This window comes from Aquimarina sp. ERC-38 (assembly GCF_026222555.1).
Taxonomy (GTDB): domain Bacteria; phylum Bacteroidota; class Bacteroidia; order Flavobacteriales; family Flavobacteriaceae; genus Aquimarina.
Genome location: NZ_CP098511.1, coordinates 1,882,780 through 1,907,782 on the forward strand (window position 1 = coordinate 1,882,780; position 25,003 = coordinate 1,907,782).

Annotated in this window: 25 protein-coding genes and 1 pseudogene; 16 read left to right on the plus strand and 10 right to left on the minus strand. The window is 33.2% G+C overall.

All coding sequences use genetic code 11. From position 1 onward, the window contains the following. The first annotated feature begins 290 nt into the window (after nucleotides 1-290). The 10 genes and pseudogenes from NBT05_RS07880 to NBT05_RS07925 all read left to right on the plus strand — a co-directional run bounded on the left by NBT05_RS07880 (nucleotide 291) and on the right by NBT05_RS07925 (nucleotide 11,936). Nucleotides 291-3,314 carry an FAD-binding protein gene (locus NBT05_RS07880; RefSeq protein ID WP_265772942.1) on the plus strand — a complete coding sequence of 1,008 codons (3,024 nt, stop codon included), beginning with the start codon at nucleotides 291-293 and terminating at the stop codon, nucleotides 3,312-3,314. A gap of 177 nt (nucleotides 3,315-3,491) precedes the next feature. Further along, nucleotides 3,492-4,391, plus strand: a complete 900-nt coding sequence (locus NBT05_RS07885; RefSeq protein WP_265772943.1) for a Hachiman antiphage defense system protein HamA — start codon at nucleotides 3,492-3,494, stop codon at nucleotides 4,389-4,391. Then, complete coding sequence (locus NBT05_RS07890) at nucleotides 4,358-6,649, plus strand: helicase-related protein (RefSeq protein WP_265772944.1); 2,292 nt, start codon at nucleotides 4,358-4,360, stop codon at nucleotides 6,647-6,649. Before NBT05_RS07885 ends, NBT05_RS07890 begins: the two co-directional genes overlap by 34 nt. Nucleotides 6,650-6,955: 306 nt before the next feature. After that, a pseudogene (locus tag NBT05_RS07895) lies at nucleotides 6,956-7,111 on the plus strand (type II toxin-antitoxin system RelE/ParE family toxin); the annotation flags it as partial. Between the two features lie 13 nt (nucleotides 7,112-7,124). Then, complete coding sequence (locus NBT05_RS07900; RefSeq protein WP_265772945.1) at nucleotides 7,125-7,427, plus strand: HigA family addiction module antitoxin; 303 nt, start codon at nucleotides 7,125-7,127, stop codon at nucleotides 7,425-7,427. A gap of 209 nt (nucleotides 7,428-7,636) precedes the next feature. Beyond that, nucleotides 7,637-8,068: a GNAT family N-acetyltransferase gene (locus NBT05_RS07905; protein WP_265772946.1), complete on the plus strand. Its 432-nt coding sequence runs from the start codon at nucleotides 7,637-7,639 to the stop codon at nucleotides 8,066-8,068. 108 nt (nucleotides 8,069-8,176) lie between these two features. Continuing rightward, entirely contained in the window at nucleotides 8,177-9,442 is a 1,266-nt protein-coding gene (locus tag NBT05_RS07910; RefSeq protein WP_265772947.1) for an alpha/beta hydrolase, read from the plus strand. A 61-nt stretch (nucleotides 9,443-9,503) separates the two neighbouring features. Continuing rightward, nucleotides 9,504-10,265: a DUF3667 domain-containing protein gene (locus tag NBT05_RS07915; protein WP_265772948.1), complete on the plus strand. Its 762-nt coding sequence runs from the start codon at nucleotides 9,504-9,506 to the stop codon at nucleotides 10,263-10,265. Nucleotides 10,266-10,423: 158 nt separating this feature from the next. Then, nucleotides 10,424-10,948 carry a DUF4304 domain-containing protein gene (locus tag NBT05_RS07920; protein ID WP_265772949.1) on the plus strand — a complete coding sequence of 175 codons (525 nt, stop codon included), beginning with the start codon at nucleotides 10,424-10,426 and terminating at the stop codon, nucleotides 10,946-10,948. Nucleotides 10,949-11,078: 130 nt separating this feature from the next. Continuing rightward, nucleotides 11,079-11,936: a helix-turn-helix domain-containing protein gene (locus NBT05_RS07925; protein ID WP_265772950.1), complete on the plus strand. Its 858-nt coding sequence runs from the start codon at nucleotides 11,079-11,081 to the stop codon at nucleotides 11,934-11,936. Nucleotides 11,937-11,999: 63 nt separating this feature from the next. On the opposite strand, the gene NBT05_RS07930 is transcribed toward NBT05_RS07925, so the two are convergent. Continuing rightward, nucleotides 12,000-12,365 carry a hypothetical protein gene (locus tag NBT05_RS07930; RefSeq protein WP_265772951.1) on the minus strand — a complete coding sequence of 122 codons (366 nt, stop codon included), beginning with the start codon at nucleotides 12,363-12,365 and terminating at the stop codon, nucleotides 12,000-12,002. A 198-nt stretch (nucleotides 12,366-12,563) separates the two neighbouring features. Here NBT05_RS07930 and NBT05_RS07935 point away from each other — a divergent pair, with 198 nt between their 5' ends. Continuing rightward, nucleotides 12,564-12,719 (plus strand): hypothetical protein, encoded by a 156-nt coding sequence (locus tag NBT05_RS07935; RefSeq protein ID WP_265772952.1) that lies wholly within the window; start codon nucleotides 12,564-12,566, stop codon nucleotides 12,717-12,719. 53 nt (nucleotides 12,720-12,772) lie between these two features. Here the strand turns inward: NBT05_RS07935 and NBT05_RS07940 are convergent, their stop codons facing one another. From NBT05_RS07940 to NBT05_RS07955, 4 genes are all read right to left on the minus strand, one after another. After that, nucleotides 12,773-13,075: a nucleotidyltransferase domain-containing protein gene (locus NBT05_RS07940; RefSeq protein ID WP_265772953.1), complete on the minus strand. Its 303-nt coding sequence runs from the start codon at nucleotides 13,073-13,075 to the stop codon at nucleotides 12,773-12,775. Continuing rightward, complete coding sequence (locus NBT05_RS07945) at nucleotides 13,075-13,500, minus strand: nucleotidyltransferase substrate binding protein (RefSeq protein WP_265772954.1); 426 nt, start codon at nucleotides 13,498-13,500, stop codon at nucleotides 13,075-13,077. The genes NBT05_RS07940 and NBT05_RS07945 overlap by 1 nt, the downstream gene beginning before the upstream one ends. Before the next feature lie 116 nt (nucleotides 13,501-13,616). Continuing rightward, complete coding sequence (cydB, locus tag NBT05_RS07950) at nucleotides 13,617-14,654, minus strand: cytochrome d ubiquinol oxidase subunit II (protein ID WP_265772955.1); 1,038 nt, start codon at nucleotides 14,652-14,654, stop codon at nucleotides 13,617-13,619. Nucleotides 14,655-14,656: 2 nt separating this feature from the next. Further along, nucleotides 14,657-16,051 (minus strand): cytochrome ubiquinol oxidase subunit I, encoded by a 1,395-nt coding sequence (locus NBT05_RS07955; protein WP_265773223.1) that lies wholly within the window; start codon nucleotides 16,049-16,051, stop codon nucleotides 14,657-14,659. A 337-nt stretch (nucleotides 16,052-16,388) separates the two neighbouring features. Between NBT05_RS07955 and NBT05_RS07960 the strand changes: the two genes are divergently transcribed. The 5 genes from NBT05_RS07960 to NBT05_RS07980 are packed head-to-tail and all read left to right on the plus strand — an operon-like array spanning nucleotide 16,389 to nucleotide 20,940. Next, nucleotides 16,389-17,855 carry an arginine decarboxylase gene (locus NBT05_RS07960; protein WP_265772956.1) on the plus strand — a complete coding sequence of 489 codons (1,467 nt, stop codon included), beginning with the start codon at nucleotides 16,389-16,391 and terminating at the stop codon, nucleotides 17,853-17,855. Nucleotides 17,856-17,883: 28 nt separating this feature from the next. Continuing rightward, nucleotides 17,884-18,738, plus strand: coding sequence for an agmatinase (gene speB, locus NBT05_RS07965; RefSeq protein ID WP_265772957.1), 855 nt, complete (start codon nucleotides 17,884-17,886; stop codon nucleotides 18,736-18,738). A 49-nt stretch (nucleotides 18,739-18,787) separates the two neighbouring features. Next, nucleotides 18,788-19,762 carry a deoxyhypusine synthase family protein gene (locus NBT05_RS07970; protein WP_265772958.1) on the plus strand — a complete coding sequence of 325 codons (975 nt, stop codon included), beginning with the start codon at nucleotides 18,788-18,790 and terminating at the stop codon, nucleotides 19,760-19,762. A 32-nt stretch (nucleotides 19,763-19,794) separates the two neighbouring features. Beyond that, nucleotides 19,795-20,334: a Crp/Fnr family transcriptional regulator gene (locus tag NBT05_RS07975; protein ID WP_265772959.1), complete on the plus strand. Its 540-nt coding sequence runs from the start codon at nucleotides 19,795-19,797 to the stop codon at nucleotides 20,332-20,334. 51 nt (nucleotides 20,335-20,385) lie between these two features. Beyond that, a complete protein-coding gene (locus tag NBT05_RS07980; RefSeq protein WP_265772960.1) occupies nucleotides 20,386-20,940 on the plus strand; it encodes a DinB family protein in 555 nt (184 codons plus the stop codon). A gap of 194 nt (nucleotides 20,941-21,134) precedes the next feature. Here NBT05_RS07980 and NBT05_RS07985 read toward each other — a convergent pair whose 3' ends face one another. From NBT05_RS07985 to NBT05_RS08005, 5 genes are all read right to left on the minus strand, one after another. Further along, the gene (locus NBT05_RS07985) at nucleotides 21,135-21,656 is read right to left on the minus strand and encodes a hypothetical protein (RefSeq protein WP_265772961.1); all 522 of its coding nucleotides are present in this window, start codon (nucleotides 21,654-21,656) and stop codon (nucleotides 21,135-21,137) included. Then, nucleotides 21,644-21,949 (minus strand): hypothetical protein, encoded by a 306-nt coding sequence (locus NBT05_RS07990; RefSeq protein ID WP_265772962.1) that lies wholly within the window; start codon nucleotides 21,947-21,949, stop codon nucleotides 21,644-21,646. Before NBT05_RS07990 ends, NBT05_RS07985 begins: the two co-directional genes overlap by 13 nt. Next, the gene (locus NBT05_RS07995) at nucleotides 21,936-22,232 is read right to left on the minus strand and encodes a helix-turn-helix domain-containing protein (RefSeq protein WP_265772963.1); all 297 of its coding nucleotides are present in this window, start codon (nucleotides 22,230-22,232) and stop codon (nucleotides 21,936-21,938) included. The genes NBT05_RS07990 and NBT05_RS07995 overlap by 14 nt, the downstream gene beginning before the upstream one ends. A 178-nt stretch (nucleotides 22,233-22,410) precedes the next feature. Continuing rightward, the gene (locus NBT05_RS08000; RefSeq protein ID WP_265772865.1) at nucleotides 22,411-23,925 is read right to left on the minus strand and encodes an IS1634 family transposase; all 1,515 of its coding nucleotides are present in this window, start codon (nucleotides 23,923-23,925) and stop codon (nucleotides 22,411-22,413) included. Nucleotides 23,926-24,130: 205 nt separating this feature from the next. Then, complete coding sequence (locus NBT05_RS08005) at nucleotides 24,131-25,000, minus strand: glycosyltransferase family 2 protein (protein ID WP_265772964.1); 870 nt, start codon at nucleotides 24,998-25,000, stop codon at nucleotides 24,131-24,133. Nucleotides 25,001-25,003 lie beyond the last annotated feature (3 nt).

Genomic DNA, 25,003 nt, shown 5'->3' on the forward strand with positions numbered 1-25,003 from the left:
TCCGGTACGTTATTTTAATGTAACTACTTTAAGGTTCCGGTAGACTTAGTGGCTTTTATATTACCGTTTTAAAATTTAGTAAAGTGTTTATACAACGTAAAGGTAACCGCTCGTATGTTATTTCACTCTTTTGATAAATATTTACTAGAGATACCTTCTTTTAAAGAATATCTAAATACTATAAGGTTATGCCTTTATACAAACTACCAAACATCATCCTCCTAGTAATAAATACTTTTAAATTGATCAAAAATCCCTTAGATTCGTAAAATATATACGGGAAATAAAGGATGTATGTCTTTTATATTATTGTTGGCAGGAATTACAAAAAACAAAATCAAAAGATAATGCCGTTTAGAGTCACAGAAAATTTAAGAGATAAAAAAGTTTATAAAGAAATTCAAGATGACGATATCGAGTTATATGGAGAAATACATAATAGGAGTGATGTCACTCTAATTAGTACTGGAGAAACTTCTATAATTGGTCGAATCGATGATTCCACATTGACAGTCATTTCAGAAACAGAAATAAAGCATACTGGCAATTTGGATGGTTCTAGTTCGGTAAAATTAATTTCAAAACAAGGAAATGTAACTGTTAACGAAGAAATTAATGGAAGTTCGTCATTAGCTGTCGAAGCGGCATATGACATTACATTGAAAGGTAACATTAATGGAAGTAGTTCGATTAATCTCATAAGTAAATACGGTAATATCACTATACATTCTAGTGATATAAACGGTAGTTCACGTCTAACTGCAATTGCAGAAGGTGACATCATATTCAACAAACATAATGGTGATGGTGCTGATATTAATGGAAGTAGTTTTGTAGAACTTATAAGTACAAGAGGTTCTATTACTATCGATGGTCACGTAGATGGTAGCTCTACTGTTAGATTAACGGCTTTCAAGGACATAACTATCCACGAAATTGATGACAGTAGTTCTGTTATATCAAGAAGCAATGGGAAAATAATATTGAATGGAAAAATTGATGGAGATTCTTATGCTGAATTTCGCGCTAATGAAGGCATCTTAATTACAGACAAAGTTTCAGGAAATTCTTTGACCAAACTAGCAACTAATTCAGGTGAAATACGAATTAACAATAACATCGAACACGGTGGGAAAGTTATCTACTGGCCAAGTCCGTCATTTCAGCTTGGCGGTTCCGGAAGTAATTCTGCAACTGCCGAAGAATGGGTTTCTGAATATGACCCCTCTATAGGTGGAGAAATTGAAGGGTCTTGGTGGAATAACTGGTTTTGGTCTTATGGATTTGTTTCTTACAACATTAATAAACCCAAAACACTCGAAGAGCTTATTGAAATTGTTAAAAACAATCAAGGTAATACTATTAAAGCTGTAGGTGGTGGTTGGTCTTTTTCAGATATTAATCTTCCGTTACAAGAACAAAATGAAGTTAGTCAGGTTTCAATTTTCGGCAAAGGAAAAGGTAATTCAGTAGACCTTAGCAAGGTTTTCAGGCATATGAACAATTTTGGTCTTCCTATGGATAATTATCCGCAAGAAGTGGCAAGATCTTTAAATCACTCTTCCGATTACAACTTAAACGAACTTAGAAATGATGTCCGAAGCGGGGTTCACTTACAGTCAGTGGCTTCAACCGAATGTGTATTGATAGACACAAGGGGTCTTAATTCAAGTTTGCAATGTCATTTGGGTGAAGTTAACTACGAAGATAGCTTTGGTAAACCATATTATAGGTTTTGGGTTGAAGCAGGAATTACAATGACTGATTTGAATAAGCTTCTCGACCATCAATCTCCAAGAATGGCAATTGAGGCTAGTGGAGGTTCACCAGGAGCAACATTAGCAGGAACTTTAGCTACAGCTACACACGGGGGAGAGTATAAGGATAAACTTCTTGTTGATAGGATAAAAGCGGTTCATTTAGTTGCGCCAAATGGTGAACAATGGTGGATTGAAGGGAAAGATAAGGTGATGGAAGAAATTGAATTAAAAAATGCTTTAGGTACAAGAAACATTAATATTATTAATAATGCTACAACAAACTTATCAGGCTTAACTTCAGAAGATTTTTTAAAAACTGTGGTGGTATCTCTTGGTGCTATTGGTATTGCATATTCAATTGTTTTGGATGTTGTTCCTCAATTTACAGTAAGACAGAAAACCATAAAATATTGTGGCAATGAAAACGCGACGGGTTGGCAAAACCTCCTCTCAAAAGCGAATGTGTCCATTTCTGATTTGGAAAATAGAGATTCAACGGCTAATGAAAGACTTGTAAATTTTTTAAAGGATGGAAGTCTTAATGGCACAGGTATACCCGAAGAAAAAAATAGATATGTAGACTTAGCTATTAATCCATTAAGTTATTCCTCGTGGATAGTAAACAGAGAATTTTTTGAACAAAAAATAGCAATCGATAAAAACCAGCCAACTTTATTTGAAACCTATCCTGCTTCTTTAACTCAAAAAATGACAGAAGGTGCTGATAGTGCTGAAATGGGTGGCCAATTGGTCGGTAGAATATTAGATTTTATGAGTTTACCTAGGGATACTCTTGGACTCGCAATAACAGCAGGTCATATTCCTTCTTTTCCAAATGCCTTATCAAATTCACCAATGCTATTATCTGCATTGATGTCGCACCTTCAAGTTAAAGCTATGTGGAATCAGACAAATGAATCTGATAAGCGAAGAGGACATAAATTTTTGGATGATATTTTAGAGGGTATTTTAGATGCTCTACAGAATACTTATGAAGAAGTAGTTTCTGATTTTACAGGGCTTTCCTATGAAGTAGGTGCAATAGGCTGGCCTGATGGTGGTTTCCCCGGTAGAGGTTATGAAGTTGCATTGCCTTCTACAGTTGCATTCAGTTATACGGTTGAGATTATGCGATTGATAGAAAACTTCCGAAGTCAAAACAAAGTCTTTCTTGGGTATATCTCAATTAGATTATGTCCAAAAACAAACACTCTTTTTGGTATGCAGCAATTTGAAGACTCAGTAATGGTAGAAGTTGTTGCACATAGAACTCCTCAAGCCAATGAAATATTCGATGAGTTGATTAATTACACCAAATCCTATAACATTACGCCAAACTTCTCTACACAAACATTTCCTATGTTTCATTGGGGTCTTGAAACCGAACTTTTTGATGGGACATATCTTGAAAATACCATTTTAGGTGAACCTTATTCTGTAAGTCTTGGAATGTCAAGGTTAGATGTTTTCAAATTTGTAAAAGATTACATTAGAAAAGGGGAACCTCCGATATTTGATAATGCATTTCTAAATAGAATGGGACTTAATTCGTAAGAATAACTCCTGCCAACACGGTGTATAAGTAATAGCGGTTTAAGTGATAAAATGAAAGTTAAGACATAAAACAAAGGTCAATTCAAAACCGAAAGGTTTGTGAGTAGAAATCCGCTACTACTCATACACTAGACCGTTATCAGCAATTTCAAAAAATCCAACAGCAATCAATAATAAATGAGAAAAGCATTAGAGGATTTAATTAAAAAATCGATTGTCTACAAATATGACTTACCATATTCGGTCGGTTCTGTTCCTCGAACAATTTACTCTACATCTGATGATAAGTGCTATTCTATATCGGATAATAAGTCTCTAGTAAAAATTATTTATAATTCTATTATTGACTATTCTTTCAATGAATTTGACTTTACTGAAAGAGAACTAGAAGACCTACATACTATTGCGTTTCAGGAAAGAATAAGATATAATGAAGATGATTCGGATGCAACTAAATTAAAATATGGTTTTTTTGGAGAAGTAATTTTACATTCAATCTTAAAGGTCTTTTTCGGCACTCAAACCTTTATCTCTAAAGGATATTTTTACAACCCATTAGAAAATTCGGAATCTAAAGGTTATGATGCATATCACCTTATTGAGCACGATTCAAAGGTTCATTTGTGGTTTGGCGAAACTAAATTTCATAAAAGTTACACACAAGCTGTTAATGATGTGTTAGCGAAAATTCAAAATTCTTTGTCAGATAAATACCTTAGTAAAAATCTCTTAGCACTAAGAAAAAACAAAGATAATTTAAACTTAAAAGGTTCAAAAATCGAGAAGATTTTAGACGATTGGACAGAAAATCCAAATATTAAAATTATTGAAGAAATTAAACAACATTCAATAGAATTAGTCTATCCAGTAATCATTCTGTTTCAACAGAATAAAAAAGGCTATGACGAAAGTATTAAAGCAATACCAAAATATATCGAAGAAAAACATAAGCTAGAAAAATACGATTTATCAATCCCGTATTCTGTGTTTTTTGTTTTTCTGCCTGTAGAGAATGTCAAATTGGTTAAATCAGAAGTTATCAAATGGATAGAATCAAAGAAGCCTCTAATGTCATAATTGGCATAAATAAATACCGAGAAAATCAAATCAAAGATTATGATTTAATTAAAATCGTGTGTAATTATTTTGATGGTATTAAAGATGAGGAAGTATCCGAAGCTGATTTAAGATTTCTAAAATATATCTCGAACACAGTAGGCATACCACATTTTTATGACCTACTTGAAAAATTCAATACTAAAACAAAAATAAATAATTTTGATTTAAATACACTTTCATCGATTATTTATGAAAGTACATTGAACTTGACTTCAACCAATAAGGTTCATAAATATCAAAAAGAGATACTAGAACTGTTCAAACCAAATCAATTAAATAGATTTTTTTTATCGGCTAGCACATCATTCGGTAAAACACACATCGTTTTCGAGATAATTCAAAAGATGGATTATGATAATGTAGTTTTAATATTTCCTACAATAGCATTACTCTCTGAAAATCTACAACGACTTACATCTGAAGACAATTACAAATATTTTCTAGATAAATATTCCATTCATACATTGAGTGATATAGAAGATTTAGAAGACAAAAACTTATTCATTTACACACCAGAACGATATCTATCATTTATTGAAAAACGTGAAGAAGAAATAGATTTCGATTTTGCTTTTGTTGATGAGGTTTACAAAATCGATAATGATTACATAATAGATGAGGAAGTAAGAGAAAATGAAAGAGATGTGGCTTATAGATTAGCCGTTTTCTACTCATTAAAAAAGGATGTTGACACATTACTTGCAGGACCCTATATAGATTTCTCAAGACCAAACGATAGTAATTACAATCGTTCATTTGATAGATTCTTAGAGGTAAATAACATTCAATTAATTGACTACAATAATTACGAAATTGTAAATAAAACCTACAAAGACATTAAATCAAAAAAGAGTTATCATATAGATGATAATTTAGAAATCAGCTTTGAAAAAACATCAAAAAATGATAGACTCATTGAATTAGTACAAGCTATAAATAGCATCAATGAAAACACCATTATCTATTGCTTCTCTAGAAACTCAGTTGAATCATACGCAAAAACCCTGATAGCTTCTAAAGTTTTGGATAATCATAATAGTGACGATTATTCAAGTTTTTTAAGTCACATATCTAATAACTTTAATAAAGAATGGACGCTAATTGAGGCACTTAAAAATGGGATAGGTATACATCATGGTTTAGTGCCAAAGTATATTCAAAAAGAAATTGTCTCATTATTTAATAGTGGATTAATCAAAGTACTAATTTCTACTACAACCATAACAGAAGGCGTTAATACATCAGCAAAAAATTTAATTGTTTTACATAGTAAAAAAGGAACTAAACCACTCAAAAAGTTTGATGCTAAAAATATCGCTGGTAGAGCTGGCAGATTTTTGTATCATTATAGCGGAAGGGTAATTGTACTCAAAAATGATTTTATGAAGGCTATCAATGCGGAAGCTGAAGGTATTAAACATAAAAACTATGACTTGAATTCCCCAAAAGATGAAGTCGATTTATATTATACAGATGATGAGTATCTCACAGACGATGATAGATTAAAAGTTGTTAATATAAGAAGTAAGCAGTTAGAAAGAAATATTCCTGACGAAGTCTTTCAATTATATAAAGTAGTAAGTCGTTTAGACAAAATCGAAATTTATGATAGTATCAAAAAATTAACGGATTTGGAAATAAGTGCAATTAAAAAGTTAATAAGATTTATAAATTTTAAAATGGATATTGACTATGATGGATTTCAAGTTGTGTTGAATATTATAGAGCCGATTGTAAAAAATCAAAAGCTCAAATTTCTAATTAAGTATAAGGGAGAATCTGGGCAATATTCAACTTTAACGCATTTAGTTCATTTTTACTTGACTGGTGGTTTTAGAGGCTCAATTAATTTCAAGCTCGGAAAAGGTAGCACTGTTGACAAAGCTATCTCTGACACTTCTGAATTTGTTTATAACACTTTAAAATATCAAGTGGTAAAGTATTTAGGTGTGTTTAATATAATGTATAAATTTTATTGGTCTCAAGTTACTCAACAACCAATGGAGGAAGTAAGCGGGCTTGATAGATTATTAACTAAGTTAGAATACAATGCATTTACTGAATCTGGTCGTATTGCGAGTGATTTTGGAGTGCCAACAGCAGTTGTGAATTTTTATGAGGATTCCGAAAATTCGGAAAACATAAGGAAATCATTTGATGATTATGAAATTGAGATATTCAACAGGGTGGAAAAAATAATAAAAGGAGAAAATTAACACATAAACACTGGTGGCAACAACGGTGACTGTTGCACAACTTTCTAAATAGAGTATCTTTAGTTATGCAAGGCAAGAAGAATTATCAGGAGAAGCTATTTCAGCAGTTTCAATTATCAAATTGTGATCCGGAATCCAATTTTTATCGTAGGCTTCACTCACTTTTAGATTTGAATTTTCTTTATAGAGAAACCAAAGTATTTTACGGCACCTCAGGTCAAAAGTGTATAGATCCCGTGGTGTTTTTTAAACTATGTTTGGTAGGATATTTAGAAAATCTCATAAGCGATCGAAAACTCATAGTGCATTACGGATCTGAGAATTCCACCCTCTAACAGACTAGAAAAACTAACTGGAAAACTAAGCGGATTTTACAGCATAAGGATTAACAAACAATGGAGGATCATATTTCAATGGAATAATGGAAACGTAAAAGATGTTGAAATCATTGACTACCATTAAAAAAGTAAAAGAAATGGAAAAATTAGCAAATGTACATCCGGGAGAAATTTTAAACCTTGAATTTCTTAAGCCACTTAAGATTTCGGCGTATAGACTTTCAAAAGATCTAAAAATACCACAAACTAGGATTTCGGAAATTATAAAAGGTAGGCAAATAGTAACGGCAGATACTGCTCTCCATTTAAGCAAATATTTTGGAAATTTGGCTAAATTCTGGCTTGGAATTCATGATGACTATGATATTGAAGAAGAGCAGGATAGAAAAAAACTAGAATTGGACAAAATCAAAAAATACGAAAATAAAAATGTTGCCTAAAACTATATATAGCCGATTAGGCAATTAGTGTTCAATCAAAAGGTTGTTGCTTATTTACTAGGTTGCCAAATTTGAAATGTGGCATATTAGACTTATAAAAAAGTATAATATGTTTATCTAGCTAAATAAAAAAAGAAGCAAAAGTGTTAATCATTTGTTCTACGATTTCTTATACCAACCGTTGCACGCAAACCAAAAAATCTATAAAAATGCTATCCGAACTAATCATTGAGCCTTGCAGTAAAGAGAATGTAAAGAAAATTGTAGATGGAATTAATGAATACAACTTACATAAAGTTCCTGCACTATCCGATGTTTGGACACCGCTAGAATATGTTGTGAAAAATAAAAATGGAATTGAAATTGCAGGATTGTTATCGGGAATTAATTATTGGAATGGTTTGGAAATAAAAATTTTATGGGTAAAAGAAGGGTATCGAAAAAAAGGAGTTGGAACCCGGATTTTAAAATATGTGGAGAAAATAGCAAAGGAAAAAGGAGCAACTATTTCTATGCTTGATACATTTGATTTCCAGGCAGAAGGTTTTTATATGAAAAATGATTACTTACCCATCGGAGAAATAAAAAATTTTCCTAGTGGACATAGGAGAATATTCTTCTCTAAGAAATTGAATGAATAAAATTCAAACAAAAACAAAATCCTATAAACGGATAAATTCATATATTTTGCTTACTTCAATTCAATTTACGTATTTGGCTATGTATAAGCTTTAAAATACTAGTATCTTATGATTAAACTTAGACCGTTTATAGTTGTTATTTTACTATTAGGGATTGCTTCATGTATACAAAAGGAAAAAGATCAGGTACCTAAAAATACTAATACAACAAAACCCAATCAAGGAATTCAGATTGGGCAGTTCGATAGTTTATACTCGAAGATTCTAAATCAAGAAAGAAAGCTCATTATCTACCTTCCGGAAAGTTTTAAAGATCTTAGCAAAAAAAGAGAAAAGTACCCTGTAGTTTATCTGTTAGATGGTAGTTATAATTTTATTTTACTTGTTGGTATGCTTAAACAGTATAGCGAAAAGAACGAGAAAATCCTTCCAGAAATGATTGTGGTAGGCATTGAGAATATTGATTTTAAAAGCAGAAGGATGGATTTTTCTCCAACTACAAACGGTAATCCTAAGGAATTCGGAGGAGGAGAAAAATTCTTAAGTTTTTTAGAAAAAGAATTGTTTCCGTATATAGAAAAGAACTATGCAGGATCTGGCAATAGAACAATAATCGGTCATTCCTTTGGAGGTTTGGTGGTGATGAATGCGCTTACTAATCATTCCGAAATGTTTACTAATTATTTGATGATCGATGGTAGTCTTTATTTTGATGATGAGTTATTTTTAAAAAATTCGGAATACAGTTTAAAAGGAAAAGATTTAAAAGATAAAAACCTTTATATCGGAATTGCAAATACTGCTACCTATGGAAGTAGTCTCCAAAGTGTCAGAAAGGATACCATAGGAGCCAACAGGTATGTAAGGCACTCATTAGAGCTTGTAAACCAAATAAATAAAATGAACACGAACCTGAATATGAAATGTAAGTACTATAAAAATGATACACATGGAAGCAGTGCATTTTTATCACAACTTGACGGATTACGGTTTTTTTACTCCTGGTTTGAATTTAAAAAAGAGCAAAAGTACCGTCACAAATATTTTGTTCCCAAAACGCAAGATGAACGATTTGCCAATTTAACTAAATCACATTACGATAATGTATCAAAGAAATTAGGTTATACCTTTAAACCTGAAAGAGATTGGTTAAGTAAGTATGCTTATTCTCTAAATAGTTTTCAAAATCAACCGGAACAAGCAATAGAAACCTATAAACTGAACATTAATTACTATCCTAAAACCTCAAAGGTATACGAGGACTTAGCAGACTTTTATCTTCTATTAAAAGATACGGCAAATGCTGCTTTATATAACCATAAAGCACTTAATATTAAAAATAATACATCAACTGATGAGATGGTCATTGAATAAAATGAAAAAATCTAAATTAATCTCTTATTCTTAACATAATTAATATTGATAAACCTTAGAAATGTATTGTAAAAACTGTGACCATTTACTTCATGACAATTTTTGCGCACGTTGCGGACAAAATGCAAAAGTAGATAGGCTAAATTTTCCAAGTTTTCTAACTGAAATTTCAGATAGTATTTTTCAGTTAAATCGTGGATTCCTTTACACAATAAAAGAGTTATTTACCAGGCCAGGTCATACAATTCGAGATTTTATACAAGGTAAACGAAAAAATCATTTTAAACCTATTGCTTTTGTACTAACACTATCCACAATTTATTTTTTTGTTTCTCAAATATTTGATAATTCTACGTTAATTGATGATTTTATTACCGGATATTCTGATGGTGGGGATGAGCATAGATTGAAAGCCAGCTCGTCATCAATTCTAAACTGGTTGTCTAATAATTACGCTTACACTACTTTACTCTTACTACCCCTCTTTTCTTTGGCCAGCTTTATCTCCTTTAACGGATTTGGACAAAATTACCTTGAACATATGGTAATTAACTCTTACATAACCGGTCAGCAAGCAATTTTCTATTCTCTTTTTATGATTATGGGGGTAATCATAAAGAATGAAGATATTACGGTATTATTGGCTGTTATAACTTGTTTTCTGTTTAATTGTTGGGCTTTTTCTCAATTCTATTTAGATAAAAAAAGAATAAAAGTAATTTCCAGACTTATCATAAGCTATTTCCTTTATATATTTTTTATATCTGTTTTTCTAATTGTATTAACCTTTGGTTTGATTAAAAATAATAGAAATCGGTTTTGAATTTTCTTTTCAGAGAGTTAGAATCATACTGATAGTAATCACAAATAGTTATGTATTCTTATTTAAGTTTAAATATCCTTATAGATTTTATTATTTACTAATTTAGTTTCTTTAATCATATACAAATGATCTTTAAAAACTTCCTGTTTAAACCGAAGATGAACGCAAAAGAAAAACAGCTTAAGTTTATCAAAGAGTACTTAAAACCAAAACTAAAAGAAAACGGATTTCGAACTTCGGGAAATACCTGGTGGAAGCTTTATAAAGATTTCTTTATCCTGATAAATCTACAAAACTCACTATATAATAGAAAAGATAAATTAAGTTTTTGCTTTAATATTGGCGTGGGATTAACTAAAAAGATGAAAGATCCTGTAAGGAAAAAACCAATTTATTCCGACCTTACTACTTATTTAAGGGAACCTTCATATTTGTCTGATTCCAGAATAGAACATAAATATCGAAAGGACGGTTGGCTTGGATATTTGATGACTAATAAAACGGATTTAGAAGATTTTACAAATGAATTATCAATTGATTTTGAAAAGGAAATTTTACCTAAATTGGACGAACTTACTTCCATAGAAAACTGTTTAAAATTTTACGAGAAGTTTAATTTTTGGGGAAATGTACTGCAAACACAGGTTGAAGATTTTAAAATAGCATATAAAAAAAGTCGGTAGGTAGTAACAAGAAAGAAGTAATAACAACGGTGTGTTTTTAAAATTTGACGAAACAATTTATCTATACATTAAAAGATTTTAGATAATATACGGTACATGCTTCTACTTAAAATTTTTGTTTATTTACAACATGAAATTGACCTATCAGGATGCTGTCGAGGAGAGTTCGTTTATTCTTACAAACTTTAACTGTAACCCGGCACAACAACTTTTGCAGGATAAAGGGTATTACAAAATACTTTGGGCAAAAGAAAAGGATTGCTCCTTATTAGTTGATGGTTACAAGGTTCACCTGGAGCATAATCAAGTACTTTTTAGTACGACTTTACATGTGCTGGAAATACCTAAAGAATCCGGGATGACAGCAATTGTATTTAATCGGGAGTTTTATTGTATCAGGGATCACGATCATGAGGTTTCTTGTAACGGAATGCTCTTTTTTGGGTCTTCACAACCTCCGATTATTACCTTAAATAAAAAAGATGTAAAAAGTTTTGAAGCTATGTTTCTGGTTTTTCACGAAGAATTTGAAACCAGGGATCGAATCCAGGGAGAAATGTTGCGTGTAGTGCTTAAGCGTTTACTGATTAAATCTACCAGATTGGTCAAAGAAATGAAAGGTATCACAGAAATGCCAGGATCACAAATGGAAATTATGCGTAAATTTCACGTGCTGATTGAAGAACATTTCAGAGAAAAACATCAGATAGCAGATTATGCAGACATGTTGTTTAAATCCCCTAAAACACTTTCTAATATTTTTTATAAAGCGGGTTATCCTTCTCCTCTGGCGATTATTAATGAACGTATTATCCTGGAAGCAAAACGCTTATTATTATATTCGGAAAAAACCGCAGAACAGATTTCTTTTGAATTAGGATACAAAGAAGGGGCTCATTTTTCAAAATTTTTTAAATCCCATTGTGGAATCCCACCGGCAGCATTCAGGGCAGAACATAAACTTCAACAAAAAACCGTCCAAACATAGTTTGAACGGTTTTTTGTTATGGAAGCTGTTTAAACCACTTCATTTAAATAAATTCAGGTATCCCTATTCAACTACCAATGTATATTCAGGTGTTGGATTCAAAGGACAAAAGTACACGTATTCACCTTTAGTCAATGTTACTTCGTTTGTCTTTGAAGTACTATTGGTTTTTACTGGAGAAGTTACATAGGCAGCCTTAATATGATGTGCTGGATCTGTCTTTCCCTTTGGAGCTAGTACAAAACCTACCTCACGATCTACGTCCTTATTTTCAATTTCAAAAACATAAGTACCTTCAGAAAGTTTTACGGTTTTTTGTACAAATTCACCTTCGGTCTGTTGTAATAAAACTGTTTTTACTTCTTTTTTCTGTGCAGAAACATTCAGGGCTACCATTGATACAAATGCAATTACTAAAAACTTTTTCATTTTCTCTTTATTTAGATTATAAAATTATGTATGGTTCCTAAGAACAATGCAAAGATAAGAGGGCATATAAGGATACAACCTGTACTATTTTCCTCTTTGTTTGTATATAATTCCTGTTTTATAATAATGGGTAGAAATTAGTAACTACATTTAAGAGTAGCACGTAAATACTAGCAAGACGGTTGGCTTAAACATTTAATGACTAATAAAACGGATTTAGAAGATTTTACAAATGAATTATCAATTGATTTTGAAAAAGAAATTTTACCTAAATTAAATGAGCTTACTTCCATAGAAAATTGTTTAAAATTCTACGAAAAGTTTAATTTTTGGGGAAGTGTACTGCAAATTTAGTTGAGAAACTAAAAATAGATATAAAAAAGCAGTAGGTAGTCGTTTAAGGAAATTTATTCCTTTCTATAAAAAATAACTCCAACTCTTTCAATATGTTCCATCAAGTCCGGGTTTTCTATCTTTTGGTAAATAGATAAGTCAATTTGGTAGGGTAGGAGCAAATCATCTAGTTCCGTCTCAATTTTAAAAAGCTGGAATAGGGTAAGGGTATCTCCTTTTAGCGTAAGGTCAATATCAGAGCCATTACGGTGATTGCCTTTAGCACGGGAACCATAAAGAATAGCTTCTTCTATTTCAGGATGTATGCGTAGAATTGAATTGATGGCTACAATATGTTTTTCTTTAAGTCCGTACATTAATCTTCTTTAGCTTTTATTTCCTGCATTTTTTGTTGAAAAGCTTTAAAAAGCAGATAGAAAGTATTGACAATACTCTTGTAGATTTCATTTGAGGTCTCTTCGTTATAAGTATGGCTTGTCAAATTTCGTTTTTTAATCATCTCCATCCAGTTATCACCATCAGTAATTAATTCATTTTTAAAAGCTTCACGGGTAGCATCTCTAGATCCTCTTATTTCATAAGTACCTTGATATACAAAAAAGTCCTGCATAACTTTCCAGGCCAACTCATGTGTATATTCAAATGCCTGGATCAGTCCTTGTTTTTCAAGTTCGCTAAGGGGTCTTTCTTTATCCAAGGCAACCGCTTCGCTTAATTTTGTAAGCGCTTTATTATAATTACTAAGTCGTTGTTTCCAACGAATATCTTCCGTATTTCCCATAAGTCAATTTTTATTCTGGAAAGATTCACTTTTGATTCTTTTATTGCCCATTAATAAGCTTTCTAATAGTCAGTAGGTAAGTTTGTTTCAAAGAATAATACAAATTCTTCAAACCCTCAATAACTATAATCATCCAATTTTACCTTTCCGGCAAAGGTTTTATATACAAAATAAGTGTAACCTAAAACAAGGGGTCCGCCTATAACCACCATGGTGAGGCTAATACCTAAGGATTTATCTGAAGAAGCAGCGTTATAAATTGTAATGCTGTTTGCCGGATCAATAGTGGAATATAAAAGAACCGGATACAATTCTATAGCCACTAATGCCATCATCAGAGCAATCGTTAAGGCCGAAAAGAAAAAAGCGATCTTAAACTTCCTTTTACTAGCTAACCTGGGGATATTAGCAATACTTAAAAAAGTCAATACTGGAAAAATAAATAAGGCCGGGGTGGCTTTAAAATCATCGCTTAAATGCGGAATATAAATTAGGGTATATAACGAGGTAATGACAAAAACAACAATAAAAAGGATAATCCCTTTTTTAAGTAAACCTTCTAATTTATCAAAAAGTTTACCTTCTGTTTTAAGTAAGAGATAAATAGCACCATGCGACATAAATAAAAATAAGGTGGTAACTCCGGTAAGAATAGCATAAGGGTTTAAAAATCCTAAAAACGGACTTCCGTCATATTCCAGGTCTGACCCGATAGGAATACCTTGTAACACATTTCCTAAAACCAAGCCTAATAAAAAAGCGAGCATAATACTACTTACACTATAAGCAATATCCCATAATTTACGCCACCAAAGCATTTCTTCTTTACTACGAAATTCAATGGCAATTGCCCTAAAGATGATAAACATTAAAAATAACATAAATGGAACGTACAATCCGGAGAAAAAAGTTCCGTACATCACCGGAAATCCGGCAAACAAAGCTCCACCACCGATAACCAGCCAAACTTCATTTCCATCCCAAACCGGCCCTACGGCATTTAAAGCAATCCTGCGACTCAGTTCTTTCTTGAAAAATAAATGCCAGGCACCTGCGCCAAAATCAAACCCATCCAGAATGGCGTAGCCTGAAAATAAACCACCTACTACCAAGAACCAAAGCGTCGGATAATCTATTCCTAAAAATGTTTCCATAATTACGCATTTACGATTTTAGCAACTTCCTCTGATATATCTTCGGTAAAATGGCGTTCTTCCATATCATTATGATCCTCATCATAAGGTCCGTGTTTTATTTTCTTATTTAGCAGGTACAAGAATAGAAACAAAAGCAAAGCATAAACTACAAAGAATAAAATAAGCGAGAATACAATTTGATTAGCAGTTACGGCTTTTGAGAAGGCTTCAGAGGTTCTTAAATGTCCGTACACTACCCACGGTTGCCTTCCCATTTCTGCTGCAAACCATCCCACTTGATTTCCGAGTTGTGCCAGAATTACAGAACCCACAAATATTTTAAGTAACCAGCGCTGATCAAACAGTTTCTTTCGCCACCACAAATAACAGGCGTATAAAGTGAGCGCAATAAAAAACATCCCGATGGCAATCATCATATGATAAAATTGAAATACCGCATTTACCTGCCCCGGCCGATCCTCTTCAGGAAAAGCGTTTAATCCGGTAACAGGAGCTTCAAAATCCTGGTCAATAAGAAAAGAAAGTCCGCCGGGTAGTTTTAATCCCGTGACTTCCTGAGATTCATCATCTACCCACCCAAAAAGATACAGGTCTGCCGGGGCACTTGCTTCATAATGTCCTTCCATGGCGGCAAGTTTTGCAGGTTGATTTTCAGAAACCCCATCAGCAGAACTATGTCCGGTTACTAATTGCATTAAAGAGAAAACCGTAGCAACCCCCAGGGCAATTTTAAATGCCATTTTTGAAATGGTCACATAACGACCTTTCAATAAGTAATACGCATGTACACTTAAAACTAAAAACGCACCGGCCAGAAAAGCGGCAAACCACGTATGAGTTAATCGGTCTACGCTGGACGGATTAAAAACCATTGCCCAGAAATCAGTAATTTCAGCCCGGGCGTTCATCCCTTCACCTACAATATGATACCCCGCCGGAGTTTGTTGCCAACTGTTTGCCACTACAATCCAAACGGCAGAAAACATAGAACCTAAAAACACACCAATGGTCGAAACCAAATGCACCCAGGGTTTTACACGATTCCAACCGAAAAGTAAAATTCCTAAAAAACCACTTTCCAATGCAAATGCAAAAATACCTTCGGCTGCAAGGGCACTTCCGAAGATATCACCCACGTATCGAGAGTAGGTAGCCCAGTTCGTTCCAAATTCAAATTCCATTACAATACCCGTAACCACACCAATACCAAAGGTGAGTGCAAAAATTTTAGTCCAAAACTTGGCAAGGATATGATATTTTTCATTGTTGGTTTTAATCCAGAGGCTTTCCATAATGACCATGATCAAGCCTAAACCAATACTTAAAGGCGGATATATATAATGGAAAGCGATGGTAAAAGCGAATTGAACCCGAGCGAGAATTTCTGTATCCATCATCCTTATTTTTAGCTATACAAAGTTACTAAGAATACCAGGTTTCTTTGATAACAGAGCTTACCTTTCTTTATAAAAACTTAGAATAATTTCAGTGTTATTCAACACTTTTTACTTTGATTTTTACATTTAGCTTAAATTATATATTTTCCGGAAGAATACGACTTTAATTATTGATTTTCACCTCTTTTAAAATTCGTATAACTTAACTTTATTTGAGTAGGAGTAATATTATTTTATCAAATTACAAACAAATTTTATCATTATTCAATACAAATTAATTTCAAATCCTAAAAAGAATTAAATTTACCGGCAATTATCGGTTTTACTTTTTAGAATGAAAACAAAATATTTTGATCTTATAGATCAGACCTTTGATTTTCCACAGGATGAATTTACCTTAAAAAACAAAGAGCTCCGTTTCCATGACATCGACTTAATGGCTTTAGTTGAAATATATGGAACTCCCCTTAAATTTACATACCTCCCAAAAATTTCAGAAAATATTCAGAGGGCAAAGAATTGGTTTTCAGAAGCTATAGAAAAGCACGCGTATGCCGGTACGTATAATTATTGCTATTGTACCAAGAGTTCGCATTTCAAACATGTAATGGACGAAGCATTTAAAAACGATATTCATATTGAAACTTCTTCGGCATTTGATATAGATATTATTGAGAACTTAAAAGCGCAAGGGCGTATCTCTAATGATACTTATGTTATAAGTAATGGTTTTAAACGGGATCAATACGTTAAAAACCTGGCCAGGTTAATTAATAACGGTCATAAAAACTGTATTGTAGTTATAGACAACTACGAAGAAATCAACCTGCTGAACGAAGCTATTACGGGTTCTTATAATATTGGTATTCGAATTGCATCCGAAGAAGAACCAAAATTTGAATTTTACACGTCCCGCCTAGGTATAGGATATAAAAATATTGTCCCTTTTTTTAATAAACAAGTCAAAGACAACCCGAAGGTTACTTTGAAAATGCTTCACTTTTTTATCAATACGGGCATTCGGGATACAGCATACTACTGGAATGAACTGTTAAAGTGTATGAAGGTATATGTAGCGCTAAAAAAGGTTTGTCCCAGTCTGGACAGTTTAAATATTGGCGGGGGCTTTCCTATTAAAAGTTCGCTGGCTTTTGATTATGACTATACCTATATGGTTGATGAGATTGTGGGTCAAATCAAACAGACTTGTGATGAGGCAAACGTTCCGGTACCTCATATCTTTACAGAATTTGGGAGTTTTACCGTGGGGGAGAGTGGCGGGGCCATTTATAAAGTATTGTACCAAAAACAGCAGAATGATCGTGAAAAGTGGAATATGATCAATTCTTCTTTTATTACTACCATACCGGATACCTGGGCAATTAGTAAACGATTTATCATGTTGGCTATTAACGGGTGGGATCGAGAATATGAACGTGTATTACTGGGTGGACTTACCTGCGATAGTGACGATTATTATAATAGTGAACAGCATGTAAATGGTATTTATCTCCCTAAAATCTATAAAGATAAGCCTTTGTATATAGGCTTTTTTAATACGGGAGCTTACCAGGAGACCATCGGTGGTTTTGGTGGTTTACAGCATTGCCTGATTCCGACACCCCAGCATATTTTAATAGATCGTAATACTGATGGAACGCTGGTTACTTCCGTTTTTACTCAACAACAAACTTCGGAGCAACTATTAACTATCTTGGGTTACGACTATGGCGTTAATACTGCTTACGCCAAAGCTGAAGAAGCGCTTTCAGACTTTTCTCAAAGTATTGAAAATTTATAATCTAATTTAAACTTAACTGTTTCTACTTATGAGCGTTTTACAAAGATATGCTGGTATTGACCAGAAATACGCAAATCCGGACTCATCAAAAATTGTCCTAATCCCAGTACCTTATGATGGAACAAGTACCTGGGGGAAAGGAGCTGATAAAGGGCCGGAAGCATTTTTACATGCATCTGAAAATATGGAGTTGTACGATATCGAAACAGATAGCGAAGTGTACAAACAAGGTATTTACCTTACTGAGGCCATTGAGGAAAACAGCACACCTGATGCTATGGTGGAAGCGGTACATGCTACGGTAAAAGGTTTTATTAAACGTAATAAGTTTGTTACTCTTATCGGGGGAGAGCATTCTATTTCTATTGGAACTATACGAGCGTTTCATGAATGTTTTGATTCCCTGACCGTACTGCAGATTGATGCGCATGCAGACCTAAGGAAAGAGTATGAAGGTTCACCCTATAATCATGCCTGTGCTTTATATGAAGCTAACGAAAAAACAAACCTGATTCAGGTAGGTATTCGTAGTATGGATATCAGTGAGAAACGGGTGATGAATGAAGAGCAGGTATTTTTTGCGCAGGATATCTATCTGGATGACTACTGGATGGATAGTGCCATTGAGTTGATGACAGATACGGTATTTATCACGCTTGATCTGGATGCTTTGGATCCCTCAATCTTACCTTCTACCGGAACCCCGGAGCCAGGCGGACTGCTTTGGTATGAACTATTGACTTTTCTGAAAAAGGTCTTTAAAGAAAAAAACGTGGTAGGCTTTGATATTGTAGAATTATGTCCTAATCCGATGGATAAATCTTCGGACTTTCTAGCTGCAAAACTGTACTACAAAATGTTAAGTTATAAATTTGAAAATTAAACAGAATCCGGATACATTCCTACTAGCCATAGGACTAAAAACAATTTAAATGAAAACCAAAGGTGCTATTTCTCAGTTTATTGAAAACTACTATTTACATTTTAATGCAGCCGCGGTAGTTGACGCTGCCAGAGGCTACGAACAACAACTGGAACAAGGCGCAAAAATGTTGGTTTCACTTGCAGGTGCCATGAGTACCGCAGAGATTGGCAAAATTTTTTCTGAGATGATACGTAGGGATAAAGTACAAATTATCTCATGTACCGGGGCAAATCTGGAAGAAGATATTATGAATCTGGTAGCACATAGTCACTACAAGCGGGTGCCTAACTATCGGGATTTAACCCCACAGGATGAATGGGAATTACTGGAGCAGGGATTGAACCGGGTAACAGATACCTGTATTCCTGAAGAAGAAGCTTTCAGACGTATACAGGAACATATGGTTAAGATTTGGAAGGATGCAGAAACAGCAGGAGAACGCTATTTTCCGCATGAATTTATGTATAAATTAGTACTCTCCGGTGTTTTAGAAGAATATTATGAAATTGATGTGAAAGATTCCTGGATGTACGCTGCTGCAAAAGCTAATATACCCATAATTGTTCCCGGGTGGGAAGATAGTACCATGGGTAATATTTTTGCCAGTTATGTAGTAAAAGGTGAACTTAAAGCAAATACGGTAAAATCCGGTATTGAATACATGACATTTCTGGCAGACTGGTATACGGCTAATTCTCAAAATGGTATTGGCTTTTTTCAAATTGGAGGGGGTATTGCTGGTGATTTTCCAATTTGTGTAGTCCCAATGTTGTCCCAGGATTTAGAGCGAACAGCTACTCCTTTTTGGAGTTATTTTTGTCAAATAAGTGACTCTACAACCAGCTATGGCTCCTATAGTGGTGCGGTACCTAATGAAAAAATTACCTGGGGTAAGCTGGATATCAACACCCCAAAATTTATCATTGAATCGGACGCTACTATTGTGGCACCTCTTATTTTTGCTTATTTATTAGATATGTAACAATACATTTAAGATTTAATAAAGCAGTATTCATGCCCAATCCTATAACCAACTTTGTAAAGAAAATTAATACGCAGGATTTATGGGATGATGAACTTGTGATAAAAAGAAAAGAATACCTAAAGCTTCAAGGAAGTATTGATACTAATCTGTACTACATTACCACGGGTAGCTTAAGAATTTATGTGGTTGATGAATTTGAAGAACATATTATAAGATTCGGTTATCAAACTAACTTTATCGCTGCCCTGGATTCTTTTATTAACGAAAAACCTTCGGACTTATATATTCAGGCAATTAAAAAGTCACGAATAAAAGTCATTAGAAAAACCAACTTTATGAATTTTGTCCGAAGTTCAGAAGAAAATATTGGAATTTGGTACCTAATGCTTGAGGATTTAATCTTACAACAAATGGAAAGGGAACGGGATATTTTGACCTCTTCCCCTTTAGAAAGATACAGAAGGGTATCAGTGAGAAGTCCGCAGTTATTTCAGGAAATTCCGGATAAATATATTGCTTCTTACCTTAGAATGACCCCGGAAACACTTTCCAGAATTAAAAAGTCTTAATTCAAATCAATTTTTTTACCAATGAGAATACTGATTTTTGTTAAAAAAAACATGAGTATTCCATCAGAAACACTTTTACAAGATTTACAGAAAAAAACCGAATTTAATCGAGAACAGGCTAAGCAATTTCTTTCCTTATCAATGGATCAACTTAACTGGCGACCCAAGGAAGATAGCTGGAATATTCTAGAATGTCTGGAACATTTAAACTTATATTCCGATTTCTACATTCCTGAAATTTCAAAGTGCATTACCAATTCTAAAACATCAATGTTTAAAAACTTTACTCCCGGACTTTTAGGCGATTATTTTGCTAAAAGTATGTTACCAAAAGATAAGCTAAATAAAATGAAAACCTTTAAAAGTAAAAACCCTATAGATAGTTCCCTAGATAGTTCAACTATCAAACGATTTATTACTTATCAAGAGCAAACCCTGGAACTTTTAAATCAAGCAAAAAAGGTTAATCTCAATAAAATCAAAACACCAACAAGTATCTCACAATGGATTCGACTTAAACTAGGAGATACCTTTAGGGTGGTCATCTACCATAATGAACGGCATATCGTGCAGGCGATTAATTTAAATTCAAAAAATCAATTTTAACATTTAAATACATTTCCGGGATAAATTACCTCTTGTAAATTTAGAAGTAATAATTTTCAGTATGAAATTAGAAGTTTCTATATGCATACCAGCATACATTTTTAAAAGCTCGAAGATATTTTGTATTTTTACATTAGTTAAGTCTGCAAAACACGAAAGTCGACTCCATGTCGTTTTTTAAATTTAATTTAAAATTAGTGTTTTAGCGGGCTTATTTTATTTTCAGCTGTTAATGGATTCTTGTTATTGTCATAATAGTTTTTCCAATCCTTATAACTTTTAGTATCATAGAGGTCGATTACTAATTTAATTTGTTCTTTGATAAAGTTATAATATCTGATTTCGCCTCTTTCAAATACTCTTTGAATTGTCCAACAAAAATAATCAGCTAAGTTTAATAATGGATCATTTGTTGGATAATTTACGTTAAAAACTATGGTGGTTTTCATCTCTCTATTCCCATTAATTTTTGCAAACCGCTGTTTGGCTTTTAGAAAAGCCAATTCTAAATTATGGTTTTTGGTGCTTTTACCTCTTTCAGAGATATGCATTACAAGTTTTTCCTGTTTTGAGAGTTTATTTTTAAGAAGGTGTGATAATAAATCAGCGTAAAAATATTCTTCTTTCCCCTTATGTTTGGTCTCATAACGTTCAATATCCTTTCTTCCAACAACAGCTTCAAAACTACAGTTAATAGTCTTTATTAAATCAAACATTTCTTTTCGGACTTCGGGTAAATCATCTGTTGCATGCAATAATAGCCATTTTTATTTATCTTTTTTAAAACGCTTGGAACGTGATAGAATTCTTCCCTAATTATCTTCTTTTGAAGTACATTAATTTTTTCTCTTACTTCATTTAATGGGTCTTTTACATTCACCATACCTAGAATAAAGACATTTGAAACTCCATTTGTTCCAATAATATTCTTTTTACCTTTGCCATAAAAAGTGGTATCTCCGGCTTCATCCAGAAAACGATGATAATCCATTAATTTAATTTTTTCCATTTTTTAATTTTTGCTCTGCTAATCTTAAGATTATATGAATATTATTTTCACCTTTTAATTCATTGACAATCTTATCTGACAACCATATGATAAGTAGTTCCTGGTAGTCTACCCTAAAAATTTCAGAGAACTTTTTTACGAGTTCCTTTTTAGCGACTCTATTGTCATTTTCGATTTTACTTAAAATAGAGGCATCTACTTCTATTTTAGCAGAAAGCTCTCTTAAAAGAAAATTATTTTCTTCTCGTAATTTTCGTATTGTTTTCCCAAAACTATTTCCCATAATTTGACTTGACAAAATTTGTCAAATATATCGATAAAAAAATGGCTGCAAAATTTAATTCTGTAGCCAAATACATATTATCAAAATAGCAAACGCTAAATATAAAAATAATCTAAAATTTCAACCATAAGCCTCATCAACCACTAAGCAGGATTCAACCTCTCCTGACTTCCGAATTTTAACACCCAAAATTAAAAAGTTGACTAATTTCTCTGTGTTCGTCAGTAAGTAATAGTGTTTTGGTAATTTTTTCTTTTGTATTGGGAGTTACTATTTCTATTTGATAGATACTTTGTAATATTTCAATTACTTTTTCTGGTGATAGGTCAGATTTTTTTATTTTGAGTTGGCGCTCTAATTCTTTATAAACTTTGTAAGCTGTAAAAGTCAGACATATATGCGTCTCAATTCGTTTTTGTTTTCTGTGGAATATAGGCCTGATCTTTAAATCTGTTTTAGCAATACGGAAGGCTTTTTCTATCTTCCACAGGTGGGCGTAGTTCTCTAGAATTTCTTCTTTACTGAGTTTTGCATTGGTAATATACCCTTTAAGGCCATCCCATTTGGTATCTGCTTTAAACTTGTTTTGGTCAATGGTAATGCTTACTTCCCCGTCTAATTTCAGGTACTTGTTGTACCCCCTGTTATTAATGTTGGCTTTGGTCAGTTTTCCGGATTTTATGCGTTTTTCCAACCGTTTTAACCCTTTCTCCCTATTGTGCTTATCTTTCTTAGCTCTTTTGTCAGAATAGGTAACTATTAGCTTTAAATCGCCTTTTTGCAAAACTTCACTCTCCCCATTTTTCAGTTGTAAAGCATGTATTTTCTTTATTATATTTTTAGTCTCGTTTTTAATCCTTGCCCCTAATATAAATTCATAAGAGCCTCTTTGCAGATCAATAATGTTTTGATTTGAAAGCAAACCCGAATCTGCAACAATAACTAGTTGTTTTAAATTGTATTTGTTTTTAAAGGCATAAATCACTGGAAGCATGGTATGGCCTTCAAACTTGTTACCTTCAAAAACTTCATAAGCCAAGGGATAGCCTTCCTTGCCTACTAAAAGCCCCAGGACAATTTGTGGGTTTTGGTGCTTGCCTTCTTTTGAAAACCCTGTTTTACGCAGCCCATCTTCGTTATCGACTTCAAAGTAAAGTGTAGTTACATCGTAAAAAACAACGCTGATTTGCCCACCTAACACTTTTAAGGTGTGCTCAAAACTAATAGTTTGGATCTGTTCTTTTTTACCATCATAAAGCTTGTCCATGTACCTGTAGATATCATCTTCTGAATAACTCTTTTGTTCATAACGATACAAATACTCGGTAGTTTTCAATTTACTTTTAGGGTAAACCAACCGATATAAAACTAGATCTTTAAAAAGTGTATCATTAAGCTTATTAAAACCAATCTCGTCGAATAGCTTACCTAAAACAAGTTGTACACCTGCTAACTTATGGGAAGTGATATTATTTAGGACATTTTGATATAATAAAACTTCATTAGCAAAATCAAACTCCTTCGAACCCAACGTTTTCTTAATCCACTGTGAAGCTTTCTCTGAGAGGTCTTTGAGTTCGCTATCATCCTGGGATCCACCGAAACTCTTGGCAACTTTGTATTTACCATGAATTTTCTCAACTACTTGAATATAGATCTTGCCATTTGTATGTTTAAGTCTCCGAACGAACATGAAACGAAGATAAAAAGATGAATTAACACCCAAAATGAAAACCAAAGAAAAACCATACAACTCTAAATCAGAAACATAAAATTAATCAAAAACTAAATCCTAAAAATGTGCGGAAGTCAGGAAAAAATGGCTGCAAAATTTAATTCTGTAGCCAAATACATATTATCAAAATAGCAAACGCTAAATAAAAAAATAATCTAAAATTTCAACCATAAGCCTCATCAACCACTAAGCAGGATTCAACCTCTTTAGTATTCGGCTTTTTTGCGATTTTGATTTTTTCAGTACAATTCATATCCCAATCAATTAGATTTTGATGTGCAAAGCCCTTGAGGTGTTTATCCATGGCCCAAATACCCCATTTATCATAAAAATGATTGCAATTATTAATAATATTTTCCAATTGCGGTAGGGGAGGGCGGTAAAAAGCATGTTGCTGGTGATACACCACGGCTTCACTTAAATAAAACGGATAATTACGTGCTCTTGCTTTAAAAGCTAAATCAGTATCTTCTCCTCCGTATCCACTATAGTGTTCATCAAAATAAGACAAGACCCGCAATAATGATTTTGTGATGGCAAAGCATAAACTCCAGAATAACTCATAAGTTTCTTCCTGACGAATCTGAACCACCCGGGGCCGTCGTGGATGAAAGACACTTTCTCTTTCCAGATAATTATAATCAAAATTTTCCGGTACCGGCTCGGAAAGGTATTTAGGAGTTCCCATGATAATTCCATTTTCACGAGATTGCAGCTGTTTAGAAATAGTCCCTATAAAATCTGCAGAAGGTATACAATCCACATCCAGAAAAATCAAATGTTCGTAATTAGCCAATTTAGCTCCCGTATTACGAGCTTTTGCTGCCGGTAAGCCTCCCTTTTCCGGCATGGACAGATGTCGGATGCGTATTGGAAAAGTATAGGTGTCTGCTGAAATTTGTAATTGGTCACTATAAGAAACAATCACGACTTCATCAGGTTTTTTTTTACTATTTTCTATACCGTTAAGCGCATTTAAAAGATGTTTCCTTCGGTTGTATTCAATAATGATTAAACTAGTTTGATGTTCCATATT

Bases quoted from the DNA above. Each gene is read 5' to 3' on its own strand.
- NBT05_RS07985 (WP_265772961.1), bottom strand. From the start codon at position 21,656: ATGTTTGATTTAATAAAGACTATTAACTGTAGTTTTGAAGCTGTTGTT.
- NBT05_RS07880 (WP_265772942.1), top strand. From the start codon at position 291: ATGTATGTCTTTTATATTATTGTTGGCAGGAATTACAAAAAACAAAAT.
- NBT05_RS07910 (WP_265772947.1), top strand. From the start codon at position 8,177: ATGATTAAACTTAGACCGTTTATAGTTGTTATTTTACTATTAGGGATT.
- NBT05_RS07990 (WP_265772962.1), bottom strand. From the start codon at position 21,949: ATGGAAAAAATTAAATTAATGGATTATCATCGTTTTCTGGATGAAGCC.
- NBT05_RS07975 (WP_265772959.1), top strand. From the start codon at position 19,795: ATGCCCAATCCTATAACCAACTTTGTAAAGAAAATTAATACGCAGGAT.
- NBT05_RS07905 (WP_265772946.1), top strand. From the start codon at position 7,637: ATGCTATCCGAACTAATCATTGAGCCTTGCAGTAAAGAGAATGTAAAG.
- speB (WP_265772957.1), top strand. From the start codon at position 17,884: ATGAGCGTTTTACAAAGATATGCTGGTATTGACCAGAAATACGCAAAT.
- cydB (WP_265772955.1), bottom strand. From the start codon at position 14,654: ATGGAAACATTTTTAGGAATAGATTATCCGACGCTTTGGTTCTTGGTA.
- NBT05_RS07920 (WP_265772949.1), top strand. From the start codon at position 10,424: ATGAACGCAAAAGAAAAACAGCTTAAGTTTATCAAAGAGTACTTAAAA.
- NBT05_RS08005 (WP_265772964.1), bottom strand. From the start codon at position 25,000: ATGGAACATCAAACTAGTTTAATCATTATTGAATACAACCGAAGGAAA.
- NBT05_RS07900 (WP_265772945.1), top strand. From the start codon at position 7,125: ATGGAAAAATTAGCAAATGTACATCCGGGAGAAATTTTAAACCTTGAA.
- NBT05_RS07970 (WP_265772958.1), top strand. From the start codon at position 18,788: ATGAAAACCAAAGGTGCTATTTCTCAGTTTATTGAAAACTACTATTTA.
- NBT05_RS07960 (WP_265772956.1), top strand. From the start codon at position 16,389: ATGAAAACAAAATATTTTGATCTTATAGATCAGACCTTTGATTTTCCA.
- NBT05_RS07940 (WP_265772953.1), bottom strand. From the start codon at position 13,075: ATGTACGGACTTAAAGAAAAACATATTGTAGCCATCAATTCAATTCTA.
- NBT05_RS07945 (WP_265772954.1), bottom strand. From the start codon at position 13,500: ATGGGAAATACGGAAGATATTCGTTGGAAACAACGACTTAGTAATTAT.
- NBT05_RS08000 (WP_265772865.1), bottom strand. From the start codon at position 23,925: ATGTTCGTTCGGAGACTTAAACATACAAATGGCAAGATCTATATTCAA.
- NBT05_RS07935 (WP_265772952.1), top strand. From the start codon at position 12,564: ATGACTAATAAAACGGATTTAGAAGATTTTACAAATGAATTATCAATT.
- NBT05_RS07925 (WP_265772950.1), top strand. From the start codon at position 11,079: ATGAAATTGACCTATCAGGATGCTGTCGAGGAGAGTTCGTTTATTCTT.
- NBT05_RS07890 (WP_265772944.1), top strand. From the start codon at position 4,358: ATGGATAGAATCAAAGAAGCCTCTAATGTCATAATTGGCATAAATAAA.
- NBT05_RS07980 (WP_265772960.1), top strand. From the start codon at position 20,386: ATGAGTATTCCATCAGAAACACTTTTACAAGATTTACAGAAAAAAACC.
- NBT05_RS07995 (WP_265772963.1), bottom strand. From the start codon at position 22,232: ATGGGAAATAGTTTTGGGAAAACAATACGAAAATTACGAGAAGAAAAT.
- NBT05_RS07915 (WP_265772948.1), top strand. From the start codon at position 9,504: ATGTATTGTAAAAACTGTGACCATTTACTTCATGACAATTTTTGCGCA.
- NBT05_RS07930 (WP_265772951.1), bottom strand. From the start codon at position 12,365: ATGAAAAAGTTTTTAGTAATTGCATTTGTATCAATGGTAGCCCTGAAT.
- NBT05_RS07885 (WP_265772943.1), top strand. From the start codon at position 3,492: ATGAGAAAAGCATTAGAGGATTTAATTAAAAAATCGATTGTCTACAAA.
- NBT05_RS07955 (WP_265773223.1), bottom strand. From the start codon at position 16,051: ATGGATACAGAAATTCTCGCTCGGGTTCAATTCGCTTTTACCATCGCT.